The 15,263-nt window shown below is 39.7% G+C and carries 16 protein-coding genes; 4 read left to right on the top strand and 12 right to left on the bottom strand.

Going from position 1 to position 15,263, the window contains the following annotated elements:
- Positions 1–27 precede the first annotated feature (27 nt).
- The 8 genes from BBEV_RS01305 to BBEV_RS01270 form a co-directional block, all read right to left on the bottom strand.
- Positions 28–1,041, bottom strand: coding sequence for an NAD-dependent epimerase (locus tag BBEV_RS01305; protein WP_069363811.1), 1,014 nt, complete (start codon positions 1,039–1,041; stop codon positions 28–30).
- Between the two features lie 66 nt (positions 1,042–1,107).
- Complete coding sequence (locus tag BBEV_RS01300) at positions 1,108–2,484, bottom strand: sugar phosphate nucleotidyltransferase (protein ID WP_069363810.1); 1,377 nt, start codon at positions 2,482–2,484, stop codon at positions 1,108–1,110.
- Positions 2,485–2,535: 51 nt separating this feature from the next.
- A complete protein-coding gene (locus BBEV_RS01295; RefSeq protein ID WP_069363809.1) occupies positions 2,536–3,657 on the bottom strand; it encodes a glycosyltransferase in 1,122 nt (373 codons plus the stop codon).
- A complete protein-coding gene (locus BBEV_RS01290) occupies positions 3,626–4,888 on the bottom strand; it encodes an O-antigen polymerase (RefSeq protein ID WP_069363808.1) in 1,263 nt (420 codons plus the stop codon). The genes BBEV_RS01295 and BBEV_RS01290 overlap by 32 nt, the downstream gene beginning before the upstream one ends.
- Before the next feature lie 161 nt (positions 4,889–5,049).
- Positions 5,050–6,027 carry a glycosyltransferase family 2 protein gene (locus tag BBEV_RS01285; RefSeq protein WP_069363807.1) on the bottom strand — a complete coding sequence of 326 codons (978 nt, stop codon included), beginning with the start codon at positions 6,025–6,027 and terminating at the stop codon, positions 5,050–5,052.
- 42 nt (positions 6,028–6,069) lie between these two features.
- Positions 6,070–7,149: a glycosyltransferase family 4 protein gene (locus BBEV_RS01280; protein ID WP_069363806.1), complete on the bottom strand. Its 1,080-nt coding sequence runs from the start codon at positions 7,147–7,149 to the stop codon at positions 6,070–6,072.
- The gene (locus BBEV_RS01275) at positions 7,146–7,994 is read right to left on the bottom strand and encodes an NAD-dependent epimerase/dehydratase family protein (RefSeq protein WP_069363805.1); all 849 of its coding nucleotides are present in this window, start codon (positions 7,992–7,994) and stop codon (positions 7,146–7,148) included. Before BBEV_RS01275 ends, BBEV_RS01280 begins: the two co-directional genes overlap by 4 nt.
- A complete protein-coding gene (locus BBEV_RS01270) occupies positions 7,991–8,623 on the bottom strand; it encodes a sugar transferase (RefSeq protein WP_069363804.1) in 633 nt (210 codons plus the stop codon). The genes BBEV_RS01275 and BBEV_RS01270 overlap by 4 nt, the downstream gene beginning before the upstream one ends.
- Before the next feature lie 356 nt (positions 8,624–8,979).
- Between BBEV_RS01270 and BBEV_RS01265 the strand changes: the two genes are divergently transcribed.
- Together BBEV_RS01265 and BBEV_RS01260 are read left to right on the top strand one after the other, a co-directional pair.
- On the top strand, positions 8,980–9,507 hold the full coding sequence (locus tag BBEV_RS01265; protein ID WP_069363803.1) for a sigma-70 family RNA polymerase sigma factor: 528 nt from the start codon (positions 8,980–8,982) through the stop codon (positions 9,505–9,507).
- A gap of 222 nt (positions 9,508–9,729) precedes the next feature.
- The gene (locus tag BBEV_RS01260; protein WP_069363802.1) at positions 9,730–10,203 is read left to right on the top strand and encodes a competence protein ComK; all 474 of its coding nucleotides are present in this window, start codon (positions 9,730–9,732) and stop codon (positions 10,201–10,203) included.
- A gap of 50 nt (positions 10,204–10,253) precedes the next feature.
- Here the strand turns inward: BBEV_RS01260 and galU are convergent, their stop codons facing one another.
- The 4 genes from galU to BBEV_RS01240 all read right to left on the bottom strand — a co-directional run bounded on the left by galU (position 10,254) and on the right by BBEV_RS01240 (position 13,792).
- Positions 10,254–11,141 (bottom strand): UTP--glucose-1-phosphate uridylyltransferase GalU, encoded by an 888-nt coding sequence (gene galU, locus BBEV_RS01255; RefSeq protein WP_069363801.1) that lies wholly within the window; start codon positions 11,139–11,141, stop codon positions 10,254–10,256.
- Positions 11,142–11,566: 425 nt separating this feature from the next.
- Entirely contained in the window at positions 11,567–12,355 is a 789-nt protein-coding gene (locus BBEV_RS01250) for a tyrosine-protein phosphatase (RefSeq protein ID WP_084007149.1), read from the bottom strand.
- Positions 12,352–13,065, bottom strand: a complete 714-nt coding sequence (locus tag BBEV_RS01245; RefSeq protein ID WP_069363800.1) for a CpsD/CapB family tyrosine-protein kinase — start codon at positions 13,063–13,065, stop codon at positions 12,352–12,354. The genes BBEV_RS01250 and BBEV_RS01245 overlap by 4 nt, the downstream gene beginning before the upstream one ends.
- Positions 13,055–13,792 (bottom strand): YveK family protein, encoded by a 738-nt coding sequence (locus BBEV_RS01240; RefSeq protein WP_069363799.1) that lies wholly within the window; start codon positions 13,790–13,792, stop codon positions 13,055–13,057. The genes BBEV_RS01245 and BBEV_RS01240 overlap by 11 nt, the downstream gene beginning before the upstream one ends.
- A gap of 385 nt (positions 13,793–14,177) precedes the next feature.
- Between BBEV_RS01240 and BBEV_RS01235 the strand changes: the two genes are divergently transcribed.
- On the top strand, positions 14,178–14,777 hold the full coding sequence (locus BBEV_RS01235; RefSeq protein ID WP_198155039.1) for a lysoplasmalogenase family protein: 600 nt from the start codon (positions 14,178–14,180) through the stop codon (positions 14,775–14,777).
- A gap of 95 nt (positions 14,778–14,872) precedes the next feature.
- Positions 14,873–15,106 (top strand): hypothetical protein, encoded by a 234-nt coding sequence (locus tag BBEV_RS01230; protein ID WP_157100889.1) that lies wholly within the window; start codon positions 14,873–14,875, stop codon positions 15,104–15,106.
- Positions 15,107–15,263 lie beyond the last annotated feature (157 nt).

The raw sequence follows: 15,263 nt of genomic DNA, 5'->3' as shown, positions 1-15,263 counted from the left end.
GACAAAAAGACCCTCCGGAGAGCGTCTCTATTCTTTAATTTGATAATACGCCTTATACCAGGAGACAAACTTCCTGAGACCCTCATCGATCGTCGTCCTTGGTTGGAAGCCCGTATCCCGCGTCAACTCGTCAATATCCGCATAGGTTGCTTCTACATCTCCTGGTTGCATCGGCAGGAATTCTTTCTTCGCTTCAATGCCCAAATGCTTTTCCAATGTCTGAATAAAGTCCATCAGCTTCACCGGCTGGTTATTCCCGATATTATAAACCTTATAAGGCGCATGGCTCTCGTTCGGCGTCGGATTCGCACGGTCAAAATCCCGATTGCCCTTCGGAGGATGATCCAGTAAACGTACAATCCCATCGACAATATCATCAATATATGTAAAATCACGCATCATATCACCATTATTAAAGACCTGAATCGTTTCACCGGCAATGATTTTCTTCGTAAAAGAGAAGTATGCCATATCCGGGCGCCCCATTGGACCGTATACGGTAAAGAAGCGCAATCCCGTAGTTGGGATATTGTACAAATGACTGTATGTATGTGCCATTAACTCATTGGACTTCTTTGTCGCAGCATAGAGACTGACCGGGTGATTCACTTCATCGGTTGTGGCAAACGGCATCTTCTGATTCGCACCATAAACTGAGCTCGATGACGCATAGATCAGATGGTTCACATCATAGTGACGACAAGCTTCCAAGACGTTTACAAAACCGACCAGATTGGAATCTACATAGGCATGCGGATTCTCCAAGCTGTAGCGAACACCCGCCTGAGCAGCAAGGTTGATCACAACGTCAATCTGATTGTCTTGAAAGATTTGATTAAACCTCGCACGATCAGCAAGGTCCACTTCATAAAAAGAAAAAGCACCGTACTCATTGAGCAAGGCTAAACGGTCTTGCTTTAACTGTGTGTCATAATAATCATTGATGTTATCGACACCAACTACCTGGTGTCCTTCCTCCATTAATCGTTTTGAAAGGTACATACCGATGAAACCGGCAGCGCCTGATATTAGTATATTCATTATCTAATTTCCCCGAACAAACAATAAATAAGTTGCTTAAACACCAGCATGTCGGCCCCCTATAATCTATTTTATATTTGTATGGCAATTTTGCTCTACTTCTTTCCAAGTCATGTAAATACGCACAATATCCTCTTCAACTATATCTGTTCCTGTTTGAACTTCTATAAATTGAAGATCTGTAGTTGCTTTTATACCATGTTTTGAGCCTACAGGAATATTAAGGACATCTCCAGCCTTAATTATTTCTATTTGGTCATCTAAAACATATTCTCCTTCACCTGAAATAATCGTCCATACCTCACTTCTTTTATGATGCAGTTGGTAACTTAAATTTTTCCCTGCTGCAATTCCAATTTTTTTCGTTAAAACTTCTTTTTCGTTCGGAAATTTTGTGTAGTCAAGTACCTGATACCACCCCCATCGCCGTTCCTCATACATCGGTCTTTGTTCAAACGAAGAAACTAGCTCTTTAACTTTAGGACTAGCTTCTTTATCTGTTACAAGAATTCCATCGGGACTTACAGCAATTAGAGCATTACTCATCCCCAATATTGCTACTGGAATATCTAATTCATTTATCAGATGAGTATTTTTACAATCAGAAGAAATAATACCCTTTCCAATCTTTTGACTAACCATCTCTTCTGTTAGGGTGTTCCACGTTCCTAGATCTTTCCAACTACCTTCATAAGGTATTGATACAATTTGCTCCGCTTTTTCTACAACCTCATAATCAAAACTATTTTTAGTAAGACGATTATATTGATTCAATAGTTCATCATACTGGATAGGTAATTCTTGTTCCATAAGTATGTTGATTATATATTCTAATTTAAAAGCAAATACACCTGAATTCCAAAGTGCGTTATCGTTAATTAATTTTTTTGCAAGCTCCTGACTGGGTTTTTCCTTGAAGTGACTAACCTTTAGATATTCATTACCCTGAAGTTCTTTTTCCGGTACAATATATCCATATTTTTCTGAAGGATATGAAGGCTTTACTCCTATTAATGCTAAATCAGATTTTGTTAATTTAATAACATTTTCTAATTCCTTGATTTTTTGAAAAAAGTCATCTTCTACATAAGGATCAACTGGTAGAACCGATACAACTTCGTCTAAAGAAACCCCTTTAATAGAATAAAGATACGTAGCAGCCAAAGCAATCGCTGGAAACGTATCTCTTCGTTCTGGTTCTATTATAAGTGGTACATCAGCACCTAATTGATTTTGGATCATATCAACTTGCGATTTACTAGTAGCGATTATTGTTGAGTTTGATAAACTAACATTAGTTATTTGTCTCCACACTCTTTGCACCATCGAACATTGTTCTCCATTGCTATTTTTAAGGATTTTAAGAAATTGTTTTGAACGAGCATCATTTGATAAAGGCCACAATCTTTTTCCTGAACCACCTGATAATAATACTAACTCCATAATAACCTCCTACTACAATAATCATTTTGAACCATATCAGTTATATTTTTATTACAAATTACTATTAGTCTCATCCGGCTCTCTACCTTTTTCTATCTTTTTTAATATTTCCCTCTCAAAATTAGATGTGTAAAATCTCTTAATATAGTCAAATGTATAAGGATCCTTGCCAAACTTGATTTTTGAATCTATTGCAATTTTTAATTTATTAACAGCTTCGTCTATTGTATTAAATCTTAGCTCATCGTACTTAACAATTTCTTTTTGCCCTCCGGAGTTACTAACAATTGGTATACATTGGTAACCCAAAGACTCAACAGTACTAATTCCAAAATGTTCATTAACTTTCGTATGGAGGAAAAATTTTGATTCTGATAGATACTGCTTTAAAGTCATATCATCCGCATTATGAACTATATTTACATTTTTTATGTTATTTCTTGCTATATAATCATTGCACTCCCGATAATAGGCATTAGATTTTATTGCACCAATTATAAAAAAACAAATATCTGGCATTTTCTCTGCGATTTTTATTTGTGCTAATTGTTCCTTATCTGGGGTAATAGCTCCGACACTAACAACTTGATCTTTCTTATCAACAATACTATTCACTCCATCGATAGTTGGCGGATAAAGCACTTTTGGATTTTCACATAAATCACCATAACAATCCACTAATTTTTTTTTGGTGAATTCTGAATTGCAGAGTATCGAACCGTTTTGAAAATTTCTTTTTTTAAAGAGAAATAAAAACTTTAAAGGTAAAAAATACAAATGCCAAATGGGATTTTTATACCTATTAGTATACTTAAAGTTCTCCTCTAATGGAAAGTTAATATAATGTAATTTATATATATCTTTAGGTAAAAAATACATTGAATCATTGCAATTGTATATCATATCGTATTCTTTTAGATATTTAAGAGAAAACAGGTTCATTAGAACTACTTGGTAAATGTATCCTCTCACAAACTTAATTTTCGGTAACTTGGTAAATAATTCGAAATCACATTTTCTGTAGTGATTTTTAAACTGTTGGATTGCTTTATCATCGCTAAAAGTGAATACATCTGGAACAATCCCTTGATCGTTAAATATCCTAATAACTTCTGCCGTAACTTTACTCCTACCACCTATATTAAGCTGGTTTTGTAGTATTGCCACTTTCATATATTTTGCCCCCCTTTTTTAATGATTTTCCAAATATAATAATTAATACTAAATTATATAAAAACTCATATGTTTGCCAAAGGCTGGTCTGAAAGGATATTATTATTGCCGCTGCTATAAAACTGTATATCAGAATATCGAATATCGTACCTTCTCTAGCTTTGTTAAAGATATACTGAGAAATAAATCCAAATAACATTAATTGAAATATAGCAAACCAACCAAAATCTGTGAAAGGTACTCCTAGGCCTGTCCAGGTCCCTTGAATCGAGTATGCTTGAGGTAATATGTTGTTTAGTTCAACATTTATAAATAACAACTCAAGAAATGTCCCAAATTGATTTAAGCCGTAGTGATAATCGATATGATATTCAACTAAATTATTTACATTAGCTAGATTGTTAGCAAAGTACCACGAAAGTCTCTCAAAAGAATAAAGAACCGAGTCACCAATTCTATCAAATTGAGCTGTAGAATAAACCCTAACAGTTTCTTGAATTGTCCATAAAACAATAGCTATTAACGAACCCACTAAAACAAACTTAATTATTTTAAATTTCTTTTTTAATAAAAACATTAAATTAATTATAATCGCAACAACGAAAGTGAGGAAGTAAACTCTAGATGAAACAAGCAATGGATTTATCAAAAGAATGAGTGAGCATATTAAGAATATAAATATCAACTTTCGTTTGTCTTTTTTCTTAACTGAAAAATCACCAAATAATAGGAAAATACTAAATACACCTACTGCGATAACACCACTATATAGTAATCGGGCCCCTGGAAAAGGTTTAGTTTCTCTAAACACATCACCAACGTAATGCCAATTCTCAGTCATAAGATAAATTAAATTAGCAACTCCCCCTACTATGATAACTGTTTCCAACAACATTAAAAAAAAACTGATTGTAACAATTGGAAATACTACTTTTAATAAAGCCAATGTTTTGTGAACATCTATAGATTGAGTATCAGGTTGTTTTATTATAAGTTTCCGTTTCCATGATACATTAACTATAAACGCGCCAATTAAAAAGGCTGTAAGACCCAATATAATATATGCTATACCTGATGAAGTAAATACTCTATCCCACACAAATAAACTATAACTACTTCTAGGCGCTAAAGAAGCCATAAAAATAGTAAAGAACCAAATTGAAAATAACAATTTAGTTGGCGATACATTATTGATAATTAACTTATTTAAATTCGTTGAGTTACTTCTCATATACCAAAAATCCTCCATTTTCTTGTTATATTAACTACATTGATTTGAGAGTAACTAGACCAAGAGTATTGTAATCTGAATCCCCAGAGAAAACAGGAAATAATAACATCAGACGAAAACAGTGAATTTTCACCTGATTAGGCCATAATCAGCGACCATTTTTAATTATTTAATCTGAATTTATCAAATACCAACGAAATATAATTAATAATATTTCTTTTGATGTATTTTATCCTCTTAATTAAAAGCACCTGGATTTTTTTAGGGAAATAACAAAGAATCAACAAAATTAAAGATTTGATTCTAAGCGGATTTAATTTTATACTTTCCAAGAATAATTTCTTTCCCATAGTTGGATTATTATTTTGCAAACAATACTTTCCCATTGAATATTTATGGTAACTTTTTATGTCTCTCTTTTTTTTATGAGCATTAAGAGGGACATTATTTAATATTTTTTCTACTACTTGTTGATGCCCATATATTCTTTTTTCTAGATTATTTGTAATTCTATTATTTTCATCTTGATATAAAATAACAAGTGCATCTTTCACATAATCAACATCATATTCCAAGGATAATCTAGTTACAAAATCGTAATCTTGTCTAGCTGGTAAACTTTCGTCAAAACCACCAATTTTATCAATACACTCTTTTTTCAATAAATAAGTTGAGGTTGGTGAAACCTGATCTTCGTATATCTGAGCGGTATAAATATTACCTCTTGCTTTAGCAACCATACCAATATTTCTGCTCCCTTTTAAATCAATTATTATCGAAGAGTATATGAGGCCGATTTTTTCATCAGCGTTCTCAAACATCTTTACCTGCTTATCGAGTTTTGTGGGTAACCACTCATCATCGGAATCCAAAAAAGCCAAATACTCTCCCGAGGACTCATTTATACCAATATTTCTAGCTTTTGCTGCACCCTGGTTGGAACTTAACTTTATTATTTTTATTCTATTGTCCTCTATTTCATTTACTAAACCTACTGTGTTATCGTTTGAATTATCATCGACTATTATAATCTCAAATGTTTGATAAGATTGAGATAAAACACTATTTATTGCTCGCATAATCGTTCTTTCTCGATTATGTGTGGGGATAATTACAGACACCAAAAAAGTATCACTCATTATTAACTCCTTCATTAATTAATTTTATAAAAACTTAAATTATCATATTTCTTCCATATAAGCTGAAACAACAAACTTTCTATCGAATTCCATTACTACTTTTTGTCTTCCACTTAAACCCATATTCATTTTTTTCTGATGTTTCAACGATAAAAAATTCTCGATTTTATTAACTAAGTCGTTAGTATTTTCTTGCTCTACAATATACCCATTTACTTCATCATCTACAATTTCTCTACACCCACTTCTATCTGTTGTTATTATTGGCCTTCCACTCGCGGCGCTTTCAAGTAATACATTAGACATTCCTTCGGGGTAGAATGTAGGATGAACAGTACAATGGGTATGATTCAATATTTCTCTTACGTCATTTATCATTCCATGATATTTGATTACCCCGTCCTTCTCGAATTGCTGTAGCTTATCCTCATAATTACCTTCACAAAATCCGCAAATATGAAATTTAGTTTCTGGATACTTTTTCTTTATATATTCTGCGGCTTCTAAATACTGATCAATTCCTTTTTCCTCCATGATTCTAGATATAAAAACAAACTCTGTGCTCCTTTGACTCGGATAATCTAATAGATCAAAATGCTCAATATTAACTCCGGAGCCAGGAATTAACCTGTATTTACCTTTGCCAATCTTTTCACGTTCGAATATTTTTTTGTTTTCTTCATTTTGAAACATAATGCAGGAGCTTCTTTTTAGAGCTGTTCTATGCATCATAAACATAATTTTTTGCATGATACTTTTATTCTCAATTGCTGTTCCTAATCCCGTGATATTCGGAATATGTGGAATCTTTAACAATCTAGAAGCAAAGCCTCCATAGATATTTGGTTTTACTGTGTAAGTCAGTACTACATCCGGTTTAATCTTTTTCATGATTTTATAATAATTCTTGAATAGAATCGCATCAGTGAGTATATTGGTCCCTCTACGATCAAGAGATAGATTAATACATTCACAACCCATTTTTTTAAGATTTTCTACTTTTTCACCGTATGGTTGAACAATGTAAACTTTGTAACCTTCGTCTATGATTGCTTGGATGATCTCTTTCCTGAAATTATATGTATATGAATGGTGGTTAGATAAAATAAGAACTTTCTTCACTTTTTTTCCTCCGTTAACTTTATTGATTCCGAAAAGCTTATTATATTATATTCATTATGTTTCTTTTTCAAATCAATGTCTTTTGAGTAAATTAAACTCCCAAACATCTTATCCAATATCGGGTTATTTATAATATTTATGATTGGGTTAAATATTTTAGTGAAAAGTATCGATTTATTATGAATAGTTGATATCTCTCTGACCATATCTGTAGTACATACATAGCTTTCATTTTGCGGATGGAAATAACCGCTTATTGGCTCCCTAGTTATCGAAGCGATAAACTCGTTAAGGTTATCAATAAACAACATACTTCTTTCATTTTGTATGTTTGGGAATATAGGTAGCTTCTTTACTATCATTGATAGTTTCGCATAGTTCCCTTTCGAGTCCTTTCCGTAAATCATAGGTGGTCGAATTATCGAGACTGTAAATGATCTATTAATCATTGTCATTAGCGATTTTTCCGCTTCAAGTTTTGAAATCCCATAATTTGATTTCGGTTTTGGCGTAGTATTACGATCAATCACACCAGTTTCAATACCATATACGCTCATACTGCTCATAAATATAAAATGAGGAACCCCATCTCTTTTAGCTTTTTGAGCGAGCTTAATTGTTAGATCTCGATTGATTTCATAGTACAGACTCTTGTTTTCTTTTGTTTCTTTCATATGTGCTATGCCTGCCGCATGAACGATTGCATCATAAAAAGATAAATCAAGTTTTTCCCATTCATTATCACGTACACCTACTGTATCAACATTGAAGTCGTGACGATTTTTTAACCACTTTTTTAATCGATTGCCGACATATCCATTGTTTCCGGTTATCAATACGTTCATTGTTTTGACACAACCCTTTTCTTGTTGTCGCTATTATTTGATGGACAGGTTTTCCCTTCAACGACACCGTCGCTCTTCAACACGCTGATGAATGTACCGAAAAAGCATTTAAGATCCATAATCAAACCTAGCTTCCTAACGTATTCTCCATCTAAATGAGCTTTCACGTCTATTGGAAGTTCATCCCTACCATTAATCTGCGCCCATCCGGTTAATCCCGGAGGTATATCGTTAGCCCCGTATTTATCACGCTTAGCGATCAGATCATATTGATTCCAAAGCGCTGGCCTTGGACCGATGATACTCATCTTCCCAGAAAGGATATTTAAGATCTGTGGCAATTCATCTAATGAGGTCTTTCTTAAGAATTTGCCCATCTTTGTTATGTATTGATCAGGATTATCTAACAAATGGGTTGGGGTATCTCTAGGTGTATCAATTCGCATTGTACGGAATTTATAGATATTGAAATAGCTTTTATGGATTCCGACTCTTTTTTGTTTGAATAATACCGGTCCTTTGGAATCGAGTTTGATTCCAATAATAAGACCCAGAAAAACTGGTGATAAAATTAATAGACCTGCTGCTGACAGGGCAATATCTGAAAGTCGTTTTATTTTCATATACATCGTTGAATGCACTCCTTTTTTCATCAGATCATTAGTACTGACTTGGTTTTGAACAACCAAATGACTACTAATAATCTAATTCATTCTGAAAATTAGAGACGAGTTTCTTCCATACTTGAACACGCCCTCAGGACATCTTTAGTTTAACATCTCAACTTCAAAGGTAGATCAATATATTAAAATTCTGCCAAAATCCTTTATTTCGTCTATCTGAATCATCAATTTCGTATAGCAAAATCGATGATTTCGCTTAAGCAGAATGACTGTTTTGGCGATTCGTAACCTTCTCTTCTTCAGCTTATAGTAAAGCTACCGCGGAATACACGAAAGCCGGCTTTCAGAATCGACTGATCAAGATGACAAGAGAGCATTACGACATTTACGCAAAGACCTTTGATGAAGTGATTTCTGATTTTATGCCTTTGATTCACAGTACCATCGATCGACTCGGTTTATCCGGGAAACGGGATGAGTATGAACATATCGGCATGCTGGCACTGTTTGACGCCTGGCAGCGCTTTGACGGAGACAAGGGCGCATTCCCGTCCTATGCACGTCTCTATATTCACGGACGTATGTGTAACTACTTAAGGGATCAAGACAAGTGGAGTCATCACAATCACCTGACAGATCACTCCAGCATTGCTGAATCTGCTCCTGCTGTTGAAGACGATGCCTTAAAAGTGCTGGAACTGTTCGATTACGGTGTCAGTATGAATCTCACACCCCGGGAACTCTGTTGGTATGAAGGGGCCATCATCCGCGGCGACAGCGTCGCTGACCTTGCCGATCATTACAAGGTCTCGAAAGAGACCGTGAAATCCTGGCGTAAAGGGGCCATTCGTAAATTACGTATGGCGAATCGTGTCGAAAGTATGGGTTAATTGTTTTTATTATTCATTTTTTGAATAAAATACTTGCCAAATGCAGATCTTACGGTATGATAAAGCTATAGGTCTTTTGTTCAATAATTCACGTTCAGGAAATCCAATGACTCACTCCTGGTTATTCAGTGGTGAGTCCCCTTTTCTTGAATTCATGCAAACGATTTCTTCAGGTGAATTCGGACCATGGCCTCTAAAAAAGAATAGTAAGGAGATTAGAAGATGACTCAGATAATTTTGCCGTACAAAGTCAAAAAAGAAAGCTTTGTTTTTGAAAGGTATTTCCACCCGGTATATCAAACCAGAATCACGGAATCGGACAACAGTGTGCACTATGACAGCCGAAAACCGCTCGAAGTGATTGAGGACGCCTGTCTCGATAACGGATCTGACTTCAAAGGACGGCTTCGCTCCATGGCGAAGATCCTTGGCCCGAAGAAACAGTATCTGTATCCTGCTTTGATCAGTGAACGGGAAGCGATCCTGCTTCAGCCGATGAACAGTCACCGGAACGATGACTGCATCTGGATTAATGTGGAACACATCGCATCTGACAATGGCCGAAGCCATTTTGAACATAATCATCTTCATATTAAGCTTGGTGGGAACGGGATCTTTTCGGTCCGCTGTTCGAGCCGGTTCCTGGAAAAGATGTATTCCAATCATTATCTGATCAAGAACCGGCTGCTTGATTAACTCTCCTGACTATAATATAAAAGAGCCGGATATCTTTCCCGGCTCTTCTTTTATTGCTTTTCTTTTATGCTGTCCAGAAGGTCTTCAAGAAACGGCTTCAGTTCTTTGGCGATTTCCCCGTCCTGCATCGCCAGCTCCACCGTCGTTTTGACAAAACCGACCTTCTCGCCAACGTCAAAGCGCTTCCCTTCGAAATCATAGGCAAAAACCCGCTGCACAGTATTGAGCTTCTCAATGGCATCTGTCAGCTGAATCTCGCCGCCTGCACCGAACTCTTTCTCCCCGAGAAAGTCAAAGATCTCCGGCGTCAGGATATACCGGCCCATGATGGCGAGGTTCGACGGCGCCGTGCCTGGCTTAGGTTTCTCCACAAAGTGATTGACGCTGTAAAGACGCCCATTCATCTTCTGTTCGGGATCGACGATGCCGTAACGCTCGGTTGCTTCGTCGGGGACCGACTGCACACCGACCACTGAAGCTCCTTTTTCATCATACTGATTCATGAGCTGTTTGAGGCAAGGCTCTTCCGACTGAACAATGTCGTCCCCTAACAGTACCGCAAACGGTTCATTCCCGATGAATTTACGGGCGCACCAGATCGCGTGGCCGAGACCGAGGGCGTCCTTTTGGCGGATATAATGAATGTCCACCATATCTGACGCGTATTGCACTTTCTCGAGCAGCTCAGTCTTCCCCTTTTCCTTCAGGTTCTCTTCAAGTTCAAAGGCATGATCGAAGTGATCCTCGATCGCCCGTTTTCCTTTTCCTGTGACAATGATGATGTCTTCTATGCCCGAAGCCACCGCTTCTTCCACGATATACTGAATCGTTGGCTTATCGACAATCGGCAGCATCTCTTTCGGCATCGCTTTCGTAGCCGGCAGAAACCGTGTTCCAAGACCCGCCGCTGGAATAATCGCTTTTTTCACTCTCTTCATCACACACACCTCTGTTCGAAAAAATAACAAATCTTATCTTATGTATTCGTAATCAGGCATCCAACCTGTCCTCACACTTCACCATTGGTAACACATGGTACCTAAGGCCTCTTTTTTCAAAGACCCGCAGCAAAGCCGAGTATTTCCATTGATAGCGGTCAGGAGACATCACCGGATCGGTTTATTAAACGTGACACGTTTTGTGATTGTTGTTAACTGGAATGTTTCGACAGGTTACGACATTTGCCTGTAAATATGAAAAGATCACATCTTCCACTCATGGTGAGATGTGACAACGTATGCGGATCGCAGTGTTTCGCAAAAGAGGAATGACCTATTTCGTGCACTGCCAATTGTACCATAGAATATTGTAAGAATGTAGCTGAATCCGGTGATTTAGCACCATCGTCACAAACCTGGCGTATTTACCCCCTTCGAAACGGCAATCCGAATCGTTTCCCCGGGGTTACCGGAGGCTCCTGATAAAAGCCGCTGCCAACGAGGACATCTTCCGCTCTGGCCAGGAAGGCTGTTTCAAGCGCCTCCCCGTATAAGGTGCGAATCTGCTGATAGCCTGCTTTCAATTGAAAGGGGCGCCTCGTCACATCGTGTGCATCCGATGCAATCAGGTGAACGAGGTGGTGCTCAATCAGCAGCTCCGAGAATTTGCGGACCCTTCTGCCGAAGTTGCCCGTCAGGGCCCCGGCGGTTAACTGCCCTACTGCCCCATTGATGATTAACGCCCTTAGTATTTCCGGATCCTTCTGAATCACCCGATTTCGCTCCGGGTGAACAATCACCGGTGTAATGCCTTCCATATGCAAATTATAGATGAGCTGAAACGCATAGTCCGGCACGTCCCCCGAGGGAAATTCAACTAACTGATACGTCGCATCGTTCACCGTCATCAATTCGCCTGCTGTCAGACCTTCCGCCATATCCGGGTACGCCCGGCACTCCTGCCCGCCGAGAATCCGGACATCTAGCTCACTGTCAGACAATAAGCTGTTGCAATAGGCCACTGCTGTGAGAATCTGCTCCCGTTCGTTGTCATAGCGTTCTGTCCGGTGGTGCGGTGTGGCCACGATGTAGTCGATGCCTTCATCATCCGCAAGCTGCGCCATTCGCCAAAAGGCTTCTGCTGTTTGCGGCCCGTCGTCCATCCCGGGAAGGATGTGGCAATGCAGATCAATCAGGAAATGCCCGTGTCTCAAGACGATTCCGCTCCGTAATAGTAGTGGTATTTAGACTGTTCCACGGCAAGGTCGTTCAGCACGGCACCCAGGATTTTGGCCCCGGTTGCCTCAAGGGCCCTTTTGGCATCAAGCGCTTCCTCGGTTTCCGTCACCCCGCTTCGAAGCGTCAGGATCACCCCGTCACACATCTTGCCGAGAATCTGCGCGTCCGTCACGGCATTGACCGGCGGTGTGTCGAGGACAATGTAGTCATAGTTCACCTTCACTTCATCAAGGAGCATTGCCATGCGGTTCGATGAGAGCATTTCACTGGGGTTTGGCGGCACCGGACCGCTCGGGAGGACGTGCACCCTTTCTGTTTGCGAGGCAATGATCACATCATCGAGGAGTGCCTGACCGGTAATCACCGAAGAGAGTCCTGTTTTATTGGGAATGCGGAACGTATAATGCACCGTCGGTTTTCGCAAGTCCCCGTCAATGATCAGGACCTTCTTGTCCTGTTGTGCCAAGACCACCGCGAGGTTGGCAGCGACGGTCGATTTTCCTTCACCTGGAGAGGAGGATGTTATCACCATCGTCTGGAGGGCATGGTCGTAGGAGGAGAACTGGATATTTGTCCGCAGTGTTTTGAATTGTTCCGCGATCGGAGAGCGGGGATCGGTTTCTGTAATCAGCTGGGGCTTTGATGTTATGGATTTCAGCGCCCGTTTTTTCTGTTTACGTCCCATATCGCGAACCCTCCTTCACTTTTTTCGATACCAGGTTGCGTCCTTTTTTCACGTTTTTTTGATCCATGTGGGAAACACTTGCAAGCAGCGGCAAGCCCAATTCCTTAGTCACATGCTCTTCTGTATGGATGCGTGTATCCAGAAATGCGAGGAGGAACGCCAAGCCTGTACTAATCATGAGCCCGATCACAAGACCAATCGTGGAATTGAGTTCCACATTCGGACTGACAGGTGATGCGTCCGGTGTGGCTTCTGAGAGGATCGAGACGTTGTTGACATTCATAATCTGCGGGATCTCCTGTTGAAAAACCGTGCCCAGTTCATTGGCGATGACCGCTGCGTTTTCCGGGTTGGCGTCCTCTACTTGAATGCGCATCACTTGGGAGTTCCCTTCACTGGTCACCTGAATCTGATTACCGAGCGCACCTGTGGTGCGGTTCAGTTCCAGGTTTTCCTTTACGGGTTCGAGAATACGTGGTGAAACAAGCACCACGCTGTATGTATCAATGAGGTCCCGGTTCGTCCGGATATCTCCGGAGGAGAGGCTCTCGAAATCCGTATCCGTGTGATTGACCAACAGCTGGGCTGAAGACGAATACATCGGTGTCACGAGATAGGATGAGTAGGCCCAGGCTCCCGCTGCACAAAGCACTGTGATGACAATGATCAGGACCAGCCGCTTTCGCAGCGTCGTATAAATGTCTTTTAGACTAATGGTTTCTTCCATAGGATATCTTTCCTCGCATTTCAATAAACTTTTAAGCTGGGATAACTCATCGTTCGTTACCATTCCGTAAACAATTATAGCGGATAATTGCTGTGATTCCTAGTGCTAATTATTATGATCTGTGGCTGATTATTAAGTTGCTGACAACAGCCTTAGTCGATCGATACTTTGACAGATCGTTTACCGATCTGTATTCATTTCCATTTCGTTCATAACCCGCTCCCGCTGAAAAGGTTTATTTTGATTTTGTACATGGATTTTCATAAGTCGATTTTATCGAATTGAATACGGGTTTTTGTATTTAATAGATATAAATATGATTTTATTTATATAAATGTGCTTTTATAGCTATGACAGACAATGACATACAAACGGGGGTTATATGATGAAGAAGAGGCTCAATGTTGTGCTGCCGGTACTGGTTGTGCTGACGGGTCTGGTGTATATATTTTTAATCCCGGAAGATCCGCAGCTGGTGAAGGTGCTGTTCAAGGTGATTCCGATGGCACTGATTATCTTTTATGCGTTTTTGCGCTTGCCGGAGCGCTCTTTTCGCACGGCGTTTCACAGGCTGATGATGACGGGGATCATCGTCTGCATTCTGGCCGATGCGGTGATTGCCTATTCGTTCATAGCGGGTCTCGCGATCTTTCTACTTGGCCATGTGTTCTACCTGGCAGGCTTTATGCTCAGGACTTCGGGGACACGGGTGAAGTGGTTTGCCACTGTTCCCATCGCGCTGTATTCCTATGTCCTCGCTTCACAGCTTTTGGGAGCCCTTGCGGGAAGAGGGGATACGGTGATGATGGGGGCGCTACTCTTTTACATCGTCGTGATTTCCGTGATGGTCCTGTTCGCTGTCCTGACCGGCAACCTCTGGGTAATTATGGGGAGCATCCTGTTTTATTTTTCCGATACGCTGATCGCCTGGAACCGGTTCATCACCGATATTGAACATTCCGCCGTCTTTATCATGAGCCTCTAATACGTCGTCCAGCTTTTGATCGCCCACAGCTTCAAACAACTGGAGGAGCCGTTGACCGCCGAACCGAAGACAACGACTTCCCCTTGACCTGATTAGTGGCAGACCAGCAGGTCAAATGCGCTTTTGAAGCAGCAATGTTTGTTTCGGATCCAATTCACCGGCCCGGGCATCACGGGCCGGTTTTGTCTGTTCAAGCTGATATGGTTTCCGGTTGGGGTATTATAGGGTGCGTGGCGTATTTTAACGAACTGGTGGATCTGATCGAACTGTATTCATTCAAAAGGGATGTACCGGTTGATGAGGAGACTGCCGATTTTTTGAGCGGCTGAAGTTGAACTGTGAACGTCTTGATCTGGATTATGAGGCGTTTGAGAAGAGTTTTAATATTTAAATATTAATGACGGTCGAAAAGCAGTTTGCTGATGACATCTCAATCCATCATTCGAATCAAACGCGCATGAATACACCAATCATAATGCACACACC

It is taken from the genome of Salisediminibacterium beveridgei (assembly GCF_001721685.1).
Taxonomy (GTDB): domain Bacteria; phylum Bacillota; class Bacilli; order Bacillales; family Salisediminibacteriaceae; genus Salisediminibacterium; species Salisediminibacterium beveridgei.
Note: the sequence above shows the minus strand (reverse complement) of the source record. Positions and strands in the feature narration are given on the sequence as shown.

Bases quoted from the DNA above. Each gene is read 5' to 3' on its own strand.
- BBEV_RS01285 (WP_069363807.1), bottom strand. From the start codon at position 6,027: ATGAGTGATACTTTTTTGGTGTCTGTAATTATCCCCACACATAATCGA.
- BBEV_RS01295 (WP_069363809.1), bottom strand. From the start codon at position 3,657: ATGAAAGTGGCAATACTACAAAACCAGCTTAATATAGGTGGTAGGAGT.
- BBEV_RS01235 (WP_198155039.1), top strand. From the start codon at position 14,178: ATGAAGAAGAGGCTCAATGTTGTGCTGCCGGTACTGGTTGTGCTGACG.
- BBEV_RS01300 (WP_069363810.1), bottom strand. From the start codon at position 2,484: ATGGAGTTAGTATTATTATCAGGTGGTTCAGGAAAAAGATTGTGGCCT.
- BBEV_RS01270 (WP_069363804.1), bottom strand. From the start codon at position 8,623: ATGTATATGAAAATAAAACGACTTTCAGATATTGCCCTGTCAGCAGCA.
- BBEV_RS01305 (WP_069363811.1), bottom strand. From the start codon at position 1,041: ATGAATATACTAATATCAGGCGCTGCCGGTTTCATCGGTATGTACCTT.
- BBEV_RS01290 (WP_069363808.1), bottom strand. From the start codon at position 4,888: ATGAGAAGTAACTCAACGAATTTAAATAAGTTAATTATCAATAATGTA.
- BBEV_RS01240 (WP_069363799.1), bottom strand. From the start codon at position 13,792: ATGGAAGAAACCATTAGTCTAAAAGACATTTATACGACGCTGCGAAAG.
- galU (WP_069363801.1), bottom strand. From the start codon at position 11,141: ATGAAGAGAGTGAAAAAAGCGATTATTCCAGCGGCGGGTCTTGGAACA.
- BBEV_RS01260 (WP_069363802.1), top strand. From the start codon at position 9,730: ATGACTCAGATAATTTTGCCGTACAAAGTCAAAAAAGAAAGCTTTGTT.
- BBEV_RS01245 (WP_069363800.1), bottom strand. From the start codon at position 13,065: ATGGGACGTAAACAGAAAAAACGGGCGCTGAAATCCATAACATCAAAG.
- BBEV_RS01265 (WP_069363803.1), top strand. From the start codon at position 8,980: ATGACAAGAGAGCATTACGACATTTACGCAAAGACCTTTGATGAAGTG.
- BBEV_RS01275 (WP_069363805.1), bottom strand. From the start codon at position 7,994: ATGAACGTATTGATAACCGGAAACAATGGATATGTCGGCAATCGATTA.